Below are 17,611 nucleotides of genomic sequence, written 5' to 3' on the forward strand. Positions count from 1 at the left end.
TTTTGAGAAAAATCCAAATGACTTCAATTGGAGATGAAACAAAAGAGGCCATCTCAACTCTATTTTGAGACAGCCTCTTTTTGTTTCTCTCTATAGGATATCCGGATATTTCTTAATCTTTTCAGAATACTCCTATCGATAATATAAATTCTATCGCAAAATTATCGCTTTATTACTTTTCCACATTCTGTGTAATCGTTCCATTTCCAGGATTAGATACGGCTTCACGCGGAAAAGGCATAATCCATAAATGCGAATCAGACTTTAGAATATACTCTTTTCCTTCAATAGTGCGTGGAAAAGTACGGGCATACTCCGGATCCTTATTCAAACGTCTATAATCACAATATATAACCTGAGTCTGGATATATTCACTCTCTTTATCTCTTATTATTTTTTCCACTGCTTCTTTCGTTGTTGCAGCAGTCCAATCTTGATAAAACTCAAGAAGAATACGTGTTTTTCTCACCTTATTCACCAGTTCCATTGCTTCTCTAATATTAGCTTCTCCCCCTTTACGAGCCAAACATTCGGCCTTTATATAATACATTTCAGGTGAACGCATACCTCCTTTATTCATTTCCAAAGCATAGATACCCGCATAATAAGGAATACCGGAAGATGACACTCTGGATTTCCAATGGGTCAGCAGACGAGTATCCCCCTTTTCAAAACGAGCCGCCCGTTCAGGAGAAATAGCGTAGCTTGTGTTATTCAAGCCAGTCCAGCCTGAAGTGGAAGATCCATAACAATAAATATAATTCTCTACATTATCTGTTTCAGGATTACCGGCTACCCCTGATGTATAATTCTTGGGATCATCATAGCGCTCCTTATCCGCCTCATAAAGATCTATCCAGTTAAAAAGCTGGTCATTTTGCTCCAATGCCAATGAAGCGTTCTTCAAAGCATTGTCATAATCCCCCATAGACAAATACACTCGAGCCAACATACCATATCCAAGTGCCCGATTAGGATGAAGAATCGACTCACTATGTACAGGCAGATCTTCAACCGCCTTATTCAAATCATCAAGCATAAACTCATAGATTGTTTGCAAAGTTACCTGCGGCGACGGAGCCTCCACAGAAGCCGAAGTTATCAAAGGAACTGACAGTTTATCCTTAGTAGCCTCATCATACTGGTCAGCATAAAAATTAGCCAAATAAAAATAATGCATGGCTCTAAGAACACGTCCCTGAGCTATTAACTGACGGCGCTGAACCTCCGTACATTCTGTCGCATCCGGTACATCCTCTACGATTAGATTCCACGCAAAAAGTCCCTCATAAGCATTAAAATAAGGGTTCTTATCATTGCCTGTCATTAAGTCTATTCGATTTACAGATTCATCTGCGTAATAATTGGCACGTGTTAACGACGGACTAGTTACGGCAGAAGGAAGTTTAAATATATCTCCTGCTAATACCGCAAGCTGATCGGGATCAAGAAAATGGTAGGAAAAATTATTTCGGATAAAAGCATTATAGTCTTCCCATGTCTTCGGAATCTTCTGCCCTTTCGGCACATCATCCAAATAATCATCACAAGCGGAAAGCATCATAGCCACCATAACAAAAAGCAGACTGCTTATCTTTATCATTTGTTTTTTCATATTATTCATCCTTTAAAAATTCAAATACAATCCCCATACATAATTCGGTTTCACTTTACCGCCTAAATCGTAATTCGCTTTACTATCAAAAGCAAATGTTGCTACATTCTCTACATTGAACTGAAGACGAGCGCCGGAAAGAGAAATTTTCTTGCACCAATGGGCCGGAACTCTGTACGCCAATGAAATATTACTCAAACGAATATTTGATGCATCATACACAAACAAATCCGAATAACGATATAATTCCGTACGGTGTGTATTAAAATTCTCCGTATCATTAGAGAAAAGCAGACGTGGTACGTCCGTTACATCCCCAGGCTGAGTCCAACGGTCCACTATACCCTTAGCAGTAGATGTAATACGTCCGTTCGACATATTAATGCTTGGAATATTGCTTGACCGCAACTTGTGACCTGCATCCAATATCAGCATTGCTGAAAATTCAAAACCTTTATAACGTAATACATTGGTTAACGAAGCATTATGTATAGGAACAGTCGTACCACAATAAACCAATGCATGATAATCACGTGCAGGACCTGAAGTGACATTATTTTCCGCATCATATACCTGTGGATCACCATTCTCATTCAATCCAGCCCACTTATACGCATAAATACCATATAATGGTTTTCCAACCATAGGATAACTGGTAGGCATACTTATACGGCTATCCCACAAACTTGGTTGCACACTGATGTGTTTTACTTTATTACGATTAAATGCATATAACAATGAAGCGTTCCAACTAAAGTCCTTCTGACGGATAATCTCTCCGCTCAAAGTGATTTCCACTCCCCGGTTTACCATTTTTCCATTATTCGTCATCAACGTTGTATAGCCAAACCCTTGTGTAGGACTACCATTTATAGCGGCAAGTAGATCAACACTGTATTTATTATAATACTCTATTGTTCCCGACAGACGATGACGGAACAAAGCAAAATCTACACCTACATTCACAGTCGTTGTCTTTTCCCAACGGATATCCTTATTGGGAGGAGTATTCACAGACCCTGCCATACCATCCACAAGGCTGGAATCATAATAGGAAGCTATCAGATAGGGAGCTGTATTACGCCCAATATTACCACCAATACCGTATGAAGCGCGTAATTTCAACATGTCTACAAAATCCGCTTGAAAGAATTTCTCTTTATAGATATTCCAACTTCCCCCGACTGACCATAAAGGTTTATTCTGGTATTTCGAATTAGTTCCCCACAAGTTCGAACGATCCCAACGAATACTTCCAGAAAGTACATATTTATCATCATACGTATACGATGCATTCGAATAGAAGGAAACAAAACGATTAAGCAATTCACGAGACGAAGCAATACTATTCTGATCTAACTGAGCAGATCCTAACAAGCCCGAAAAATAAGCCAAATCTTTCATATTATAATTTTGCCATGTTTTAAGCTCCGGATCATATCCGTATACCGTATTTTCATCAAAATTAATCAATGAATGGCGCACTTCCTGTCCTAATATCCATACTAAATTATGCTTTTCATCAAATGTTTTATCAAGACTCAACTGTTGACGGAAGTTATAACTATGTTTGCTGTTCTTCAACGTATGAAACGAATCTCCATTCGGCAGATTATATACCAAAGAACTGCCATTAGGTGATTTGCTGGTAAAATCATTAATACGCTTACGCATAAAATTTGACTCTTTCTCACCCAATGATTCATAATCCGAATCACTTGTTTCATATTGGAACATCACATTGTAATTCAACCAAGAAGTCAAATCAAACTTCAACTTAGCATAAGCGCGGGTTTCAAAAGTTTTGGTTGTATTAAGAGCATAATTCAACTCATCCATCGGCACGAGATCTTCTGAATACAGCCCATATTGATCCACTAAATCACGACGTGACTTGTCACTTTGTGAAGGTGCCACAAAATAACTTCCATCTGCATTGACCAACGGATCATAAGGCATGACAGAAAAGCCCGGATCAAACAAATCATATGACTGGTTCTTCTCTTTGCCATATTTCAGATAAACGCCTGTATCAAAATGCAACCAATTGGTTAGCTGTAATGAATTAGTAATATTGATACCTAATTTCCAATCACTATGATTTATATCCTCATAATCATTATCCCAATAAGTAGTAGAGAAATTAAAAGAATTACGCTCTGTTGTTTTACCTACCCTCAAATTATACTGCTGGTAAAAAGGGTTACGCTTACCATATTTTTCTGCCTGATCATAATATTGATAACCGTAGGAAGCCAACTGATTCAGAATTTTATCTCCCTCAGCCATACTGATTTTCCCAGTGTACATATCTAACAAAGTATTAACTCCCAAACTAGGATATGGTCCGTTTTCACGCAAATCGGCAGCCTGCATCTCCGCAGCCTCAGGCGTACTCAATGCCATAGTCGCCCATTCACGTTCCATAGCAATAACATCAGCCGCATTAGTCCGATTTTTTTTATAATAAGAATAAGGGTGCACTGTAAAGGTAGAAGAAAAACTTACTTCCGCTTTACCTTCTTTAGCCTTTTTCGTAGTAATCACAATCACGCCATTAGCAGCTCGCGCACCGTAGATAGAAGCAGCAGCAGCATCTTTCAGCACTGTTACGCTTTCAATATCTTCCGGATTTAAATCAGGCATATTTTCAGTTGTCTGCCCTATTCTGTCTAATGTTGTATTTTCTACAGGAAATCCATCAATCACGACCATCGGATTCGCGACAGCATTCATGGTTGTGACACCACGAATCTGTCCATTCACATATCCAGCCACTTGTCCCTCAAGCATAGAAGACAAGTTATCCATACGTTTCAACTCTAACTTTTCAGTAGAAACTTTAGAAAACGCACCCGTAGAACGTTCTTTCGACAAAGTCTGATATCCAGTAACCAACACTTCATCCAACATTTCAGTGTCCGCATCCAACCGAATAAAAAGCTCTTTCTTTCCATCCACAACCGCCACTTCTTTTGATTTCATACCAATATATGAAACCACAAGTGTTTCCCCACTGTTTACCTTCAGATGGAAACGTCCATCCACATCTGTTACGGTACCATTCTGAGTTCCTTTTACCAATACAGTCGCTCCAATCAACGGTTCATCATTAGTATCTGTAACCACTCCCGAAATAGATTTTTTTTCATTCTGCCGTATTTCTGAAACGACAGTACTTTCCTCTGCCAACGCATAAGCTACCGGTCCACACAAACAAATACAAAAAAGAATTCTTGAAAAAAACAGATTTCCCCCTTTGCACCTTCTTGAGTTTACTGATTCTTCACTCATAAAATTAAAAAGATTTATTAATATAAAAGTCAGTTAAGTAATTCATCTAATTTAGCTATTGTTTTGGGATCAGAAGGACGACTCATATCCACCGATATAATTTTTCCTTCCTTATCTAAAAGAATAAAACGGGGAATCCCCTTTATCATGTAGTCATTCATAAATGTATCTCCATTTACAAAATGCAACTGAATACCCTTTAAACCAGCCCTCACTCTATTTTCCCATGCTTTTTTGTTATTATCACATGAGATACTAACAAAATAAATATCTTTTCCATGGTATTTTTCTTCTAACTTTTGCAAATGTGGAATTTCACGTTGGCAAGGACCACACCAAGTAGCCCAAATATCTATATATACATACTTTCCCTTAAAATCAGAAAGAGAAACTTTTTTACCAGACAAATCCGTACAGTTAAAATTTGGAGAAAGAGCTCCTACCGACAATTTGCGCCAACGATTGCACAATGTCTCAAAATTCTTCACCAATAGCGGTGATTTTACATACCGATCGAACACAGCACAATAAGCATCAGCAGAATCAAGTCCATATCTCTCTACATAAGCATATACATTCTTATTTATTAAGAACTCTGCAATACTAGGCTCCTTCACTTCCGATTCCACATATCGGACTACCGCATCCAAAGACTTTGATTCCGGGTATTGTTTTCTTGCCACTCTGCTTACCGCCTCAACCAAAAATGAACGGAATTCGTCATATCGCAACAAAGAAGCATCCATAACTATCAACTCCTGTAACTTACTCCAATATTCTAAAGAAGCTTCATAAGTAGAATCCTTAGCTATACGCATATGGAAATAAGGATAAGAAGGCAATGTAGCACAAGTAAAATATTTCAAACGTATTTTCTCCATTTCATTAATTTCCTCTGATAATCCGGCATGATCCAACTCTTGCAGATTTACATTCAAAATACTATCCATTTTCAAAAAGAACGCTTTTTCTCCTAATGCCATATCATCAATTTCTGCTGCTTTCAAACGTCCGTTATTCAAATAGATATTTACTTGTGAACCTGTGCCTGTAATGGCTACACGTTCTCCAAATTTTTTATTTTCAAAAGAAATTTGTATATCTGTATCAGGTGTAAGCAACAAAGTACGACTTATATAATGATAACCTAATGCCACATAAACAGGCTCCGTAACATCGACTACCAATTCTCCCTTTCCTGAAGCATCTATTGAAATAGGAAGTTCTCTCCCGTCAGGAAAATAAAGCATTGCTGAATGATCTTCTATTTTACCACTTATAGACAAAGAAATCTTTGCCGCATAACTATAAAAAGGGAATAACAAACAGACAAAAAGAAAGACTCTCATTTTTTTCTTAAACCACTCCATAAATATTTTTTTATATTAAACATTAAAAATTAAGTGCGAAATTAACAAATAATTTGCAAACCGCCTTAATTTATATTACATAAACTAATGTTTAAGTAGCATTTTAACATAAAAAAAGCGATGGAATTCATACAGAGTTCATCCACGTTCCAATACCCCATATATTCTCCACAAAGAAGTTAAAAGAATTATAGTCACCACTAATACACACCTGCTTAAAGCAAGCGGGCTTATATTGTAATTAGAAAAAAGGAACAGTATAATCCAACAAAGAAGTTAAAAATTAACGGAGAAAATGCCAAACCGTTTGCCCATTCCAAAGACTATCTGTATTTTTGGCAGAAATATTCTGATTAAATGAATGAGAATGTCCTTGCCAAATTGAAAGTACTAGCAGAATCTGCCAAATATGATGTTTCCTGCTCCAGTAGTGGGACTGTGCGCCGTAACCAATCAGGCACATTGGGAAACACCGTAGGCGGCTGGGGAATATGCCACAGCTTCGCTGAGGACGGTCGTTGCATATCCTTGCTGAAAATTATGCTGACCAATTATTGCATATATGACTGTGCCTATTGTATCAATAGAAGAAGCAATGACATTCCCCGTGCCACACTTTCGGTAAGCGAACTGGTAGACCTCACCATCGAATTCTACCGGCGCAACTATATAGAAGGGCTTTTCCTCAGCTCCGGCGTTGTACGCAATCCGGATTACACCATGGAAAGGTTGGTACGTGTTGCCAAAGACCTGCGGTTAGTACACAAATTCAACGGATATATTCACCTGAAAAGCATCCCCGGAGCCAGTCGCGAACTAGTTAATGAAGCCGGACTCTACGCTGACCGCCTCAGTGTAAACATAGAAATTCCCAAAGAAGAGAATCTGAAATTACTGGCTCCCGAAAAAGATCACAAAAGTGTGTACCAGCCCATGCGCTATATCCAGCAGGGAGTACTTACCAATAAGGAAGACCGGAAAAAATTCCGCCATGTTCCACGCTTCGTTCCTGCCGGACAAAGCACGCAGATGATTGTCGGTGCCACAACCGAATCAGACAAAGACATCCTTTATCTTTCTTCTTCACTCTACCAACACCCCACCATGAGGCGCGTTTACTACTCAGGATATATATCCGTAAATACATACGACAAACGGCTTCCGGCACTGAAACAGCCGCCATTGGTACGGGAGAACCGTTTGTATCAGGCCGACTGGCTGTTACGTTTCTATCAATTTAAAGTAGAAGAAATAGTAGATGACTCCTATCCCGACCTGGATTTGGAAATCGATCCCAAACTAGGTTGGGCATTACGGCATCCCGAACTATTTCCGATAGATATAAATCAGGCAGATTACGAAATGATTCTCAGAGTACCGGGCATCGGAATCAAATCGGCAAGACAAATCATCGCATCACGCCGCTTCTCCAAACTGGGATTCTATGAACTGAAAAAAATAGGTGTAGTGATGAAAAAAGCGCAATACTTCATAACCTGCAACGAACTCCCCACCCGAACTGTTAATGAACTGACCCCGACAGGAGTACGCAGACTGTTAGTACCCAAACCCAAAAAGAAAGTGGACGAACGCCAATTAATACTGAACTTCACTGATAACGAATGATTCTGTTTATCTATGACCATACGTTTGAAGGCTTGCTGACTTGCATTTTCGATGCCTACTTCCGCAAAACCTTTCCAGACTCGCTCTTGATGGAAGGCGAGCCGCTACCCTTATTTTATGATGAAGCCATACACATAGCCACTGATGAAGAGAAAGCCGGACGAGTGTGGCGCGGATTACAGAAAAAAATCTCCAAGCATGCCCTGTTCTGCCTAACCTGCTGCTGGTTATCAGAATTACCAAAGGTGGACGAAATGCTTTTCCGCTATATCCGGAAGGCCATAAACTCTCCTCATTCCATCGAAACCAACTTTGCCGATCCTGATGTGCTGGAGCTTGCGAAAATCTATAAAAGAGTAGATGGAGAACGAGTACACCTCATGCAGTTCGTCCGTTTCCAAAAAGCTGCGGACGGAACTTTCTTTGCAGCCGTAGAGCCTCAATTCAACGCACTGCCACTGGCTGTGGATCATTTCAAAGACCGGTTTGCCGACCAGCGTTGGCTCATTTATGATGTGAAGCGACAATATGGATATTACTATAATCTGACGGAGATGGAAGAAGTAACATTTGAAGACCCCCGCCAAGCACATCTGGTCACAGGAATGCTAAATGAAACATTGATGGACAATGATGAGAAATTGTTTCAGAAACTTTGGAAAACATATTTCAAGTCCATTTGCATCAAAGAACGTTGGAATCCCAGAAAACACCGGCAAGATATGCCTGTCAGATATTGGAAATATCTGACGGAGAAACAATAAACAGTTCTTCCGGATATCCCACATCTACCAAAAACAAGGCATGTCCCGGAACAGAACTCCCGGCACTACAACGATCTTTATCCTCTATCACTTTCCTGAACTCATCCACAGTCATTTTACCACGTCCCACTTCTACCAACGTACCTACCACAGCCCTTACCATATTCCGTAAAAAACGGTCAGCTTTAATAGTAAATACCCATTCTGTCCCGCTCACCTGCGTCCATTCAGCATGCATAATCCGGCAATTATTCGTCTTCACATCAGTATGCAATTTACTGAAACTGGTAAAATCAGTATAATCAAACAATACACGGGCAGCCTCATTCATTTTCTCAAAATCCAATGAATTAAAAAGCCTCCAGGCATAGTGACGGTTAAACGGATCTTTCCGGGTAGTCACATAATACTTATAAGTACGATAAGTCGCGTCAAAACGGGCATGCGCATCATCCTTCACCCGCTTTACAGCGTAAACCGCTATATCGGGAGGAAGCAAGCGATTCAATTTCTCCGTTATCTGAACACAATCCAACTCCCGGTCATAATCAAAATGCGCGATCATGAGACGCGCATGCACACCGGCATCAGTACGTCCCGCTCCCACTACCTCTATTGCTTGACGGAGAAAAGTAGAAAGAGCACGCATTAATGTTTCCTGTACACTGTCACCATTGGGCTGAATCTGCCAACCGTGATAATTCGTTCCATCATAAGCCAAATATATGAAATACCGCATCGTAAAGCCTCCGACCAAGTGAAAATTCAATAAATCAGCGGGCTGTTATATGAAAACATCCCTGTTTCAACTCATATTTAATATAGCATTTGTCCGATTTCCGAAGATCACGGAGTACCTCGGCCAATACCAACTTCAGCGTATCCGGACTAACATCCTGCATAGGACGTCCATCCGGGTCTTCCACTTTACAAAACCGACGGTAACTGACATCGAAAGTTGTCCCAAAAGCATGAGCTGAATTGGCAGAAGCATTTCCATTGCGACGACGAAGACGTTTCACATCATCTGCCGTACGAAGTACAGAAGTAACAATGATTTGATTAGGATTCAATCCTTTGCAACTCAATGAATCCAAAAAATTGGCTCCTATTGTATCCAATAACGCACTAGCCTGCGGAATCAGAAAAGGAATGGAGTGAGTCAGCGAATCCATGGCATAACGCTCACAGGGTTTTATCTGAACCAATTTGCCACCCAGCCCCTCTGCTTCCGAACGAGAAGCCAACGGACGAATTCCTATTTTCTTCGCCACACTGAGATGAGTATCATTCAAATCACCGAAACTACGTTTATAGCTAATTACACCTTTTATATTATGAGGCTCGTTCATCTTCATGGACATATCTTTTTCCTTGCAACCGGAAGAAACTGTCAAGGAAAACAACAGTGACAATAGCGTGCAACATGCACCTTTCATACAATTCATAATCTAACTATCTTTTCAAATTCCTCGCAAAGATAGATTAAAATCCTTTTTCTGAAAAAGCTTATGCAAATAAATTGCCCGGAAAATAAGAACAATGAAAACCTTTCATTAAATTTGCACCCTATAAACAAGTACATAAAGTACCTAAACTAGTTAAATGATAGAAAAACATATAGTTTTAGAGGATATTGATCCTGTGATATTTTATGGCGTAAACAACGTCAATATGAAAATGATACAAGCTTTGTATCCCAAATTAAAAATTGTGGCACGTGGAAATGTCATCAAAGTATTGGGAGACGAAGAGGAAATGTGTGCTTTTGAAGAGAATATATTGGCATTGGAAAAGCATTGCGCCCAGTATAACTCACTGAAAGAAGAAGTGATTTTAGACATAGTGAAAGGTCGTTCACCCCAAATAGAGAATACAGGGGATACTATTGTATTCAGTGTAACAGGAAAACCGATCGTTCCCCGTAGTGAGAACCAGTTGAAGCTGGTACAAGAATATGAAAAGAACGATATGCTGTTCGCTATCGGTCCCGCAGGTTCAGGAAAGACATACACTGCTATCGCCCTTGCTGTCCGTTCCCTGAAAAACAAAGAAATCAAAAAAATTATTTTGAGCCGTCCGGCTGTGGAGGCAGGAGAAAAACTCGGATTTTTACCCGGTGATATGAAAGATAAGATTGACCCTTATCTACAACCACTGTATGACGCATTACAAGATATGATTCCCGCCGCCAAGCTAAAAGAATATATGGAATTGAATGTGATTCAAATAGCCCCATTGGCATTTATGCGCGGACGCACCTTGAATGATGCTGTAGTGATATTGGACGAGGCTCAAAATACCACCACCCAGCAAATTAAGATGTTCCTCACCCGTATGGGGATGAACACCAAAATGATTGTAACAGGTGACATGACACAGATAGACTTACCATCTTCACAAACTTCGGGGTTGATACAGGCACTAAAAATTCTGAAAGGCGTGAAAGGAATCAGTTTCATCGAACTCAACAAGAAGGACATTGTACGGCACAAACTGGTTACCCGCATTGTGGAAGCATACGAGAAGTTTGAAGAAAAACAGAAAACCCTTCATTCATGTCATTCTGAACGAAGTGAAAAATCTGAAAACATAAAACGAATTTATTGATTTTAATTATAAATAAAGACATGAGTAAAGCATTAACAAGAACAGACTTTAACTTTCCGGGACAGAAAAGTGTGTACCACGGCAAAGTGCGTGATGTATACAACATCAATGACGAAAAGTTAGTAATGGTAGCTACCGACCGTATCTCCGCATTCGACGTAGTTCTGCCTGAAGGTATTCCCTACAAAGGACAAATGCTGAACCAGATTGCAGCCAAATTTCTGGATGCAACTACCGACATCTGCCCCAACTGGAAAATGGCGACTCCAGATCCTATGGTTACCGTAGGAGTTATGTGTCAAGGTTTTCCTGTGGAAATGATTGTCCGTGGTTACCTGTGCGGTAGCGCATGGCGTGCTTACAAAAACGGCGTTCGTGAAATCTGTGGTGTAAAACTTCCCGAAGGAATGAAAGAAAACCAGAAATTTCCCGAACCAATCATTACTCCAACCACTAAAGCCGAAATGGGCCTGCATGACGAAGATATCTCTAAGGAAGAAATTCTGAAACAAGGTCTGGCCACTCCCGAAGAATACGAAATATTGGAAAAGTATACATTGGCTCTGTTCAAACGCGGTACTGAAATCGCTGCAGAACGCGGACTGATCCTGGTAGATACCAAATACGAATTCGGTAAACACAACGGCACTATTTATCTGATGGATGAGATCCACACTCCGGATTCAAGCCGTTATTTCTACTTGGAAGGTTATGAAGAACGCTTTGCAAAAGGCGAACCTCAAAAACAACTTTCTAAAGAATTCGTACGCGAATGGTTGATGGAAAATGGTTTCCAAGGCAAAGAAGGACAACAAGTTCCCGAAATGACTCCGGAAATCGTAAATTCTATCAGCGAGCGCTATATGGAACTGTTCGAACACATCACCGGCGAAAAATTTGTGAAAGCAGACACTGAAAATATCGCCGCACGTATAGAAAAGAACGTAACCGAATACTTGAAATAAATAAAAATGAAAAATTAAAGATTAAAAGACAGGTACAGGAATCTATCCTCCATCCTCTCCTTTTAATCTTTAATTTTCAATTTTAATTAAACATGAACTACCCACAAGAAAAAATCAAGCCCTACAACGCTGACGAAAAGAAAAGCGTCCAAGTAGAGAAAATGTTCGACAACATTGCCCCTGCTTACGACCAGTTGAATCATGCCCTTTCATGGAACATTGACAAAAGCTGGCGCCGCAAAGCCATTAACTGGCTGGAACCTTTTCACCCGCAACATATAATGGATGTAGCCACCGGAACGGGCGATTTTGCCATTCAAGCCTGTCAGACACTTCACCCCCAAGAGCTGATAGGTACCGATATATCCGAAGGCATGATGAATGTGGGACGTGAAAAAGTAAAAGCCGCCGGACTGGACAGCCGCATCTCTTTCGCTAAGGAAGACTGTACAGCACTCACCTTTCCCGACAAACGCTTTGACGCTATTACCGTAGCATTCGGTGTACGCAATTTCGAAGACCTTGACAAAGGACTCCGCGAAATGCACCGCGTACTGAAAGACAACGGAAAACTAGTCATTTTGGAACTCTCCGAACCCGACTGGTTCCCCATGAAACAGCTATATGCTGTCTATTCTAAAATAGTCATCCCCACTTTGGGCAAGCTACTCTCTAAAGACCGTAGTGCCTACACTTACCTGCCGCAGTCCATCAAAGCCTTTCCACAAGGCGAAATAATGACAGACATTATCCGTAAAGCCGGATTCAATCAGGTGAGTTTCAAGCGGTTGACACTAGGTATCTGTACGCTTTATTTAGCAACGAAATAATTTAAAGTATAGAGTTTTATGAAAAAATATGGTTTGATAGGTTATCCGTTAGGACACTCGTTCTCAAAGAACTTTTTCAATGAAAAGTTTCATTCGGAAAACATTGATGCCGAATATGTAAACTTCGAAATCCCATCCATCAAAGAACTGCCTTCTGTGCTATTGGCTAATCCTGATTTAGTAGGGCTCAATGTCACTATACCTTATAAAGAACAAGTCATCTCTTATTTGGACGAACTGGATAAAGATGCGGCAGCCATCGGAGCCGTCAATGTAATCAAAATTGTCCGCCAAAAAGGTAAGACCAGGCTGATAGGCTATAATTCCGATGTGATTGGCTTCACTCAATCTATCGAACCCTTGCTGGAACCCCAGCACAAAAAAGCTCTGATCCTAGGAACAGGAGGTGCCTCGAAAGCGATTGCTTACGGACTGAAAAAATTAGGTTTGGAATGCAAATTCGTATCACGGAACCTGCGTGAAGAAATGCTGACTTACGATCAGCTCACTCCCGAAATCATGGATGAGTATAAAGTAGTTGTCAACTGTACTCCTGTAGGTATGTATCCCCGTGCCGATGAATACCCCAATATTCCATACCAATATCTCACACCCAACCATTTGCTTTATGATTTGTTATATAATCCTGACACTACTCTTTTTATGAAAAAGGGGGCAGACAAAGGGGCAATTACCAAAAACGGTTTAGAAATGCTCTTATTGCAAGCCTTTGGTGCATGGGATATATGGAACAAATAGTTAAGGTATGAAAAGAAAAAAAATGATTATTGGAACGAGTAGTATATTCGTTCTGCTTATTATAGTCCTACTTGGAGGCAGTCAATATATGCTGAACTATTCCTTACGCCCTGAAAACAGAGGAAAGAATTTGGAAAGTTCCTGGCAATATATGTTTAAGACTTACCCCTATCTAAAACCGTGGATAGATAGTCTGAAACAGAACCAAGCACTGAAGGATACCTTTATCTATTCTCCCGACCACGTAAAACTGCATGCTTACTATGTGGCTTCCAGCCGCCCGACAGCCAAAACCGCAGTTATAGTACACGGGTATACAGACAATGCCATCCGCATGATGATGATAGGTTATCTATACAATAAAAAACTGGATTTCAACATCCTCCTACCAGATTTACGCGACACTGGCCTGAGCGGTGGAAATGCCATACAAATGGGATGGTTAGACCGCAAAGATGTAACACAATGGATGGAGGTTGCCAATCGAATTTACGGTGACAGCACCAGCATGGTAGTACATGGAATCTCGATGGGTGCAGCCACCACTATGATGGTTTCGGGCGAACCGCAACCCGACTATGTGAAATGTTTTGTCGAGGACTGCGGATATACCAGCGTATGGGACCAATTTTCCAAAGAACTGAAAGCACAATTCGGCTTGCCTCAATTCCCGTTAATGTACACCGCCGACTGGTTATGCCAGCTGGAATATGGATGGGGGTTCAAAGAAGCATCCGCATTGAAACAGGTAGCCCGATGCCATCTGCCCATGTTCTTTATCCATGGTGATAAAGATGACTACGTACCCACATGGATGGTGTACAAATTGTATGAGGCAAAACCTCAGCCCAAAGCATTATGGATAGTTCCGGAAGCAGACCATGCACATTCCTATCTGTTCAATACTGAAGAATATACCCAAAAAGTAAAAGCATTTGTAGACAAATACATCCAATGAGAAAATTGACATTTTTACTTACTTTTTTCATGCTTCTAGGCTCCGTCCAGCTTCAAGCCAAAGAATATGCCATAAAAGACATACCGATGGTACATTTGCAAAACCGTACCCGCTACGTCAGCAATCCCGACGGTATCCTTTCATCCACCGCTGTCACCACTATGGACAGCATCCTCTACGCTTTAGAGCAAAAAACAGGTATACAGACATTAGTGGTAGCGGTAACAGGCATAGAGGGAGGTGATTGTTTTGATTTTGCCCACCGGCTGGGACAGGAAACGGGCGTAGGACAAAAAGAACGTGACAATGGATTGGTCATCTTGCTTTCCACCGACGAGCGGTGTGTGCAATTCGCTACCGGATATGGCCTTGAAGGGATATTGCCGGATGCCATCTGCAAACGGATTCAGAACCGCTATATGCTGCCCTATTTCAAGGACAATAACTGGAACGCCGGAATGGTAGCAGGAATACGGGCCGTAAACGGCTACCTGGACGGTTCCATGGAAAATATCGGCAATGACGAAAGCGAAGATGATCCCTTGGAATTCATTATCATCTTTTTTGTGATTTTCGGAGGATTTATTGGCATCGGATTGTATGCAAACTGGCGTAAAACACGCTGCCCCCACTGCAAAAAACACAAACTGCAACGTCTTTCTTCCAAAGTTATAGACCGAAGTAACGGAACAAAGACTGAAGAAGTAGTATATAAATGCAGAAATTGCGGACATATCCTCAGACGGAAAGAACGGTCGAGAGATGAAAATTACAAAGGCCCCCGAGGAGGAGGGCCGTTCATAGGCGGAATGGGAGGAGGATTTTTTGGTGGCCACGGTGGAAGTGGAGGCGGATTTAGCGGAGGAAGTTTCGGAGGTGGAAGCTTTGGAGGCGGAGGAGCCGGAAGCCGTTTTTAAGAACAAGAATATTCATAATTTTAATAGTATATACATATGAAAAAGTCAACGATTATTGTAATAGTAGTCATTGTATTAATTGCCATTTGGGGAATAACCTCTTATAATGGTATGGTAAAAATGGATGAATCTGTCAGCACAGCGTGGAGCAATGTAGAAAACCAGTACCAACGCCGTTCTGATTTAATACCCAACCTGGTAAATACAGTAAAGGGATACGCCTCACACGAAAAAGAAACTTTTCAAGCCGTAGTAGACGCCCGTAGCAAAGCCACTCAGATGCAGATCAGCGCCGATGACCTGACTCCCGAAAAAATGCAGGCCTATCAAAAGGCACAAGGCGAAGTAGGTAGTGCATTGAGCCGCCTGCTCGCTATCACCGAAGCTTATCCCGACTTGAAAGCCAATGAGAACTTCAAAGAGTTGCAAGCACAATTGGAAGGTACAGAAAACCGGATCAGCGTAGAACGCAAAAGATTCAATGACACAGCACGGGCATATAACACAGCCATCCGTACTTTCCCCCGTAACTTGCTTGCTGGCATGTTCGGATTTGACAAACGCCCATATTTTGAATCTGAGGAAGGAGCCGATAAAGCACCTAAGGTAGAATTCTAACTCGTAAAAGATACCTGTTTCCATCCTTAAGAAACAGTTTCCGGGTACGGATTGTATGAATTTTACAGTTTTTCTTATTCCAAACTGTAAAATTCATACAATCCGTACCCCATTTTTATCCATTCTGCTAATTTTTCAGCAACAATCAAGTATATTATCCCTAAAATCATTATCTTTACGGAAAGAAACTTTTAAAACTACAAGCAATATGTTCAATTCATTTGGTAATATTTTCCGGTTAACCAGTTTCGGTGAATCCCATGGACCGGGAGTAGGCGGCGTCATTGACGGCTTCCCTGCCGGTATTAAGATTGATATGGATTTCGTTCAGCAGGAACTGAACCGCCGCCGTCCCGGACAGTCATTACTTACCACCAGCCGCAAGGAGCCTGATACAGTGGAATTCCTTTCAGGTATATTCGAAGGCAAGTCCACCGGCTGCCCCATCGGATTTGTGGTATGGAACAAGAACCAACATTCAAACGACTACGAGAATATCAAGAATCTGTTCCGCCCTTCACACGCAGATTATACTTATATGCAAAAATACGGAATCCGTGACTACCGTGGCGGGGGACGTTCATCAGCACGAGAAACCATTTCACGTGTAGTAGCAGGAGCTTTAGCCAAATTGGCATTGAAACAACTAGGAATCAGTGTCACAGCTTATACCTCACAGGTAGGACCTGTCAAACTTGATAAAGATTACAAAAGCTATAACCTCGACTTGATAGAAACAAACGATGTGCGTTGTCCCGATCCGGAAAAAGCCAAGGAAATGGCAGAACTTATCTGGAAAATCAAAGGAGAAGGCGATACAATAGGCGGGGTAGTGAGTTGCGTCATCAAAGGATGCCCTATCGGACTAGGGCAACCCGTATTCGGTAAGTTACATGCCGCACTAGGAAATGCCATGTTAAGTATCAATGCCGTAAAAGGTTTCTCTTACGGACAAGGTTTTGACTCCATGGAGCTAAAAGGCAGTGAGCAGAATGATGTATTTTATAATAATAACGGAAGAGTAGAAACAAAAAGTAATTATTCCGGAGGAATACAAGGAGGCATCAGCAACGGGCAAGACATTTACTTCCGTGTGGCATTCAAGCCAGTTGCCACAATTCTGATGGAGCAACATACAGTAAATATCAACGGCACAGACACGACCATGAAAGCCAAAGGGCGTCATGATGCCTGCGTACTGCCGCGTGCCGTCCCCATTGTAGAAGCCATGGCTGCCATGACCATTTTGGATTATTATCTGATAGACAGAACTACACAACTATAA

At 41.1% G+C, this 17,611-nt stretch carries 15 protein-coding genes; 10 read left to right on the plus strand and 5 right to left on the minus strand.

Annotated features, from left to right (window positions below):
• Positions 1-172: 172 nt before the first annotated feature.
• Genes AB5062_RS08900 through AB5062_RS08910 form a run of 3 tightly spaced genes read right to left on the minus strand, consistent with a single transcriptional unit; the run spans position 173 to position 6,279 of the window.
• Positions 173-1,615 carry a RagB/SusD family nutrient uptake outer membrane protein gene (locus AB5062_RS08900; RefSeq protein ID WP_005847227.1) on the minus strand — a complete coding sequence of 481 codons (1,443 nt, stop codon included), beginning with the start codon at positions 1,613-1,615 and terminating at the stop codon, positions 173-175.
• A gap of 12 nt (positions 1,616-1,627) precedes the next feature.
• Entirely contained in the window at positions 1,628-4,909 is a 3,282-nt protein-coding gene (locus tag AB5062_RS08905) for a SusC/RagA family TonB-linked outer membrane protein (protein ID WP_005847225.1), read from the minus strand.
• Positions 4,910-4,938: 29 nt separating this feature from the next.
• Positions 4,939-6,279 (minus strand): TlpA disulfide reductase family protein, encoded by a 1,341-nt coding sequence (locus tag AB5062_RS08910; RefSeq protein WP_032952470.1) that lies wholly within the window; start codon positions 6,277-6,279, stop codon positions 4,939-4,941.
• Positions 6,280-6,636: 357 nt separating this feature from the next.
• Here AB5062_RS08910 and AB5062_RS08915 point away from each other — a divergent pair, with 357 nt between their 5' ends.
• Both AB5062_RS08915 and AB5062_RS08920 read left to right on the plus strand, forming a co-directional pair.
• Entirely contained in the window at positions 6,637-7,905 is a 1,269-nt protein-coding gene (locus AB5062_RS08915) for a putative DNA modification/repair radical SAM protein (RefSeq protein WP_005847221.1), read from the plus strand.
• Complete coding sequence (locus AB5062_RS08920; RefSeq protein ID WP_008669931.1) at positions 7,902-8,669, plus strand: TIGR03915 family putative DNA repair protein; 768 nt, start codon at positions 7,902-7,904, stop codon at positions 8,667-8,669. The genes AB5062_RS08915 and AB5062_RS08920 overlap by 4 nt, the downstream gene beginning before the upstream one ends.
• On the opposite strand, the gene truA is transcribed toward AB5062_RS08920, so the two are convergent.
• Both truA and AB5062_RS08930 read right to left on the minus strand, forming a co-directional pair.
• Positions 8,635-9,408 (minus strand): tRNA pseudouridine(38-40) synthase TruA, encoded by a 774-nt coding sequence (truA, locus tag AB5062_RS08925; RefSeq protein WP_032952582.1) that lies wholly within the window; start codon positions 9,406-9,408, stop codon positions 8,635-8,637. The two genes, AB5062_RS08920 and truA, sit on opposite strands and share 35 nt — an antisense overlap.
• 34 nt (positions 9,409-9,442) lie before the next feature.
• Positions 9,443-10,117, minus strand: a complete 675-nt coding sequence (locus tag AB5062_RS08930) for a DUF5715 family protein (protein ID WP_005848222.1) — start codon at positions 10,115-10,117, stop codon at positions 9,443-9,445.
• 157 nt (positions 10,118-10,274) lie between these two features.
• Here AB5062_RS08930 and AB5062_RS08935 point away from each other — a divergent pair, with 157 nt between their 5' ends.
• The 8 genes from AB5062_RS08935 (at position 10,275) to aroC (ending at position 17,611) form a co-directional block, all read left to right on the plus strand.
• The gene (locus AB5062_RS08935) at positions 10,275-11,279 is read left to right on the plus strand and encodes a PhoH family protein (RefSeq protein WP_005847214.1); all 1,005 of its coding nucleotides are present in this window, start codon (positions 10,275-10,277) and stop codon (positions 11,277-11,279) included.
• Between the two features lie 20 nt (positions 11,280-11,299).
• Positions 11,300-12,244 (plus strand): phosphoribosylaminoimidazolesuccinocarboxamide synthase, encoded by a 945-nt coding sequence (locus AB5062_RS08940; protein WP_011965642.1) that lies wholly within the window; start codon positions 11,300-11,302, stop codon positions 12,242-12,244.
• A gap of 92 nt (positions 12,245-12,336) precedes the next feature.
• Positions 12,337-13,074 (plus strand): bifunctional demethylmenaquinone methyltransferase/2-methoxy-6-polyprenyl-1,4-benzoquinol methylase UbiE, encoded by a 738-nt coding sequence (gene ubiE / locus AB5062_RS08945; protein ID WP_005847210.1) that lies wholly within the window; start codon positions 12,337-12,339, stop codon positions 13,072-13,074.
• 18 nt (positions 13,075-13,092) lie between these two features.
• On the plus strand, positions 13,093-13,833 hold the full coding sequence (locus AB5062_RS08950) for a shikimate dehydrogenase (protein WP_005847207.1): 741 nt from the start codon (positions 13,093-13,095) through the stop codon (positions 13,831-13,833).
• Between the two features lie 7 nt (positions 13,834-13,840).
• Positions 13,841-14,791, plus strand: a complete 951-nt coding sequence (locus AB5062_RS08955) for an alpha/beta hydrolase (RefSeq protein ID WP_005848225.1) — start codon at positions 13,841-13,843, stop codon at positions 14,789-14,791.
• Positions 14,788-15,708, plus strand: a complete 921-nt coding sequence (locus tag AB5062_RS08960; protein WP_011965641.1) for a YgcG family protein — start codon at positions 14,788-14,790, stop codon at positions 15,706-15,708. The genes AB5062_RS08955 and AB5062_RS08960 overlap by 4 nt, the downstream gene beginning before the upstream one ends.
• Positions 15,709-15,744: 36 nt before the next feature.
• Positions 15,745-16,326: a LemA family protein gene (locus AB5062_RS08965; RefSeq protein WP_005847199.1), complete on the plus strand. Its 582-nt coding sequence runs from the start codon at positions 15,745-15,747 to the stop codon at positions 16,324-16,326.
• 208 nt (positions 16,327-16,534) lie between these two features.
• Positions 16,535-17,611 carry a chorismate synthase gene (aroC, locus tag AB5062_RS08970; protein WP_005847197.1) on the plus strand — a complete coding sequence of 359 codons (1,077 nt, stop codon included), beginning with the start codon at positions 16,535-16,537 and terminating at the stop codon, positions 17,609-17,611.

The organism is Phocaeicola sp. RTP21359st1_B8_RTP21360_211022, assembly GCF_040911965.1.
In the GTDB taxonomy this organism is placed as follows: Bacteria; Bacteroidota; Bacteroidia; order Bacteroidales; family Bacteroidaceae; genus Phocaeicola; species Phocaeicola vulgatus.

What these genes read in the sequence shown, in the direction of transcription:
- AB5062_RS08905 (WP_005847225.1), bottom strand. Translation starts at nt 4,909, where the DNA reads ATGAGTGAAGAATCAGTAAACTCAAGAAGGTGCAAAGGGGGAAATCTG.
- AB5062_RS08935 (WP_005847214.1), top strand. Translation starts at nt 10,275, where the DNA reads ATGATAGAAAAACATATAGTTTTAGAGGATATTGATCCTGTGATATTT.
- ubiE (WP_005847210.1), top strand. Translation starts at nt 12,337, where the DNA reads ATGAACTACCCACAAGAAAAAATCAAGCCCTACAACGCTGACGAAAAG.
- AB5062_RS08950 (WP_005847207.1), top strand. Translation starts at nt 13,093, where the DNA reads ATGAAAAAATATGGTTTGATAGGTTATCCGTTAGGACACTCGTTCTCA.
- aroC (WP_005847197.1), top strand. Translation starts at nt 16,535, where the DNA reads ATGTTCAATTCATTTGGTAATATTTTCCGGTTAACCAGTTTCGGTGAA.
- AB5062_RS08915 (WP_005847221.1), top strand. Translation starts at nt 6,637, where the DNA reads ATGAATGAGAATGTCCTTGCCAAATTGAAAGTACTAGCAGAATCTGCC.
- AB5062_RS08910 (WP_032952470.1), bottom strand. Translation starts at nt 6,279, where the DNA reads ATGGAGTGGTTTAAGAAAAAAATGAGAGTCTTTCTTTTTGTCTGTTTG.
- AB5062_RS08955 (WP_005848225.1), top strand. Translation starts at nt 13,841, where the DNA reads ATGAAAAGAAAAAAAATGATTATTGGAACGAGTAGTATATTCGTTCTG.
- AB5062_RS08965 (WP_005847199.1), top strand. Translation starts at nt 15,745, where the DNA reads ATGAAAAAGTCAACGATTATTGTAATAGTAGTCATTGTATTAATTGCC.
- truA (WP_032952582.1), bottom strand. Translation starts at nt 9,408, where the DNA reads ATGCGGTATTTCATATATTTGGCTTATGATGGAACGAATTATCACGGT.
- AB5062_RS08920 (WP_008669931.1), top strand. Translation starts at nt 7,902, where the DNA reads ATGATTCTGTTTATCTATGACCATACGTTTGAAGGCTTGCTGACTTGC.
- AB5062_RS08930 (WP_005848222.1), bottom strand. Translation starts at nt 10,117, where the DNA reads ATGAATTGTATGAAAGGTGCATGTTGCACGCTATTGTCACTGTTGTTT.
- AB5062_RS08900 (WP_005847227.1), bottom strand. Translation starts at nt 1,615, where the DNA reads ATGAAAAAACAAATGATAAAGATAAGCAGTCTGCTTTTTGTTATGGTG.
- AB5062_RS08940 (WP_011965642.1), top strand. Translation starts at nt 11,300, where the DNA reads ATGAGTAAAGCATTAACAAGAACAGACTTTAACTTTCCGGGACAGAAA.
- AB5062_RS08960 (WP_011965641.1), top strand. Translation starts at nt 14,788, where the DNA reads ATGAGAAAATTGACATTTTTACTTACTTTTTTCATGCTTCTAGGCTCC.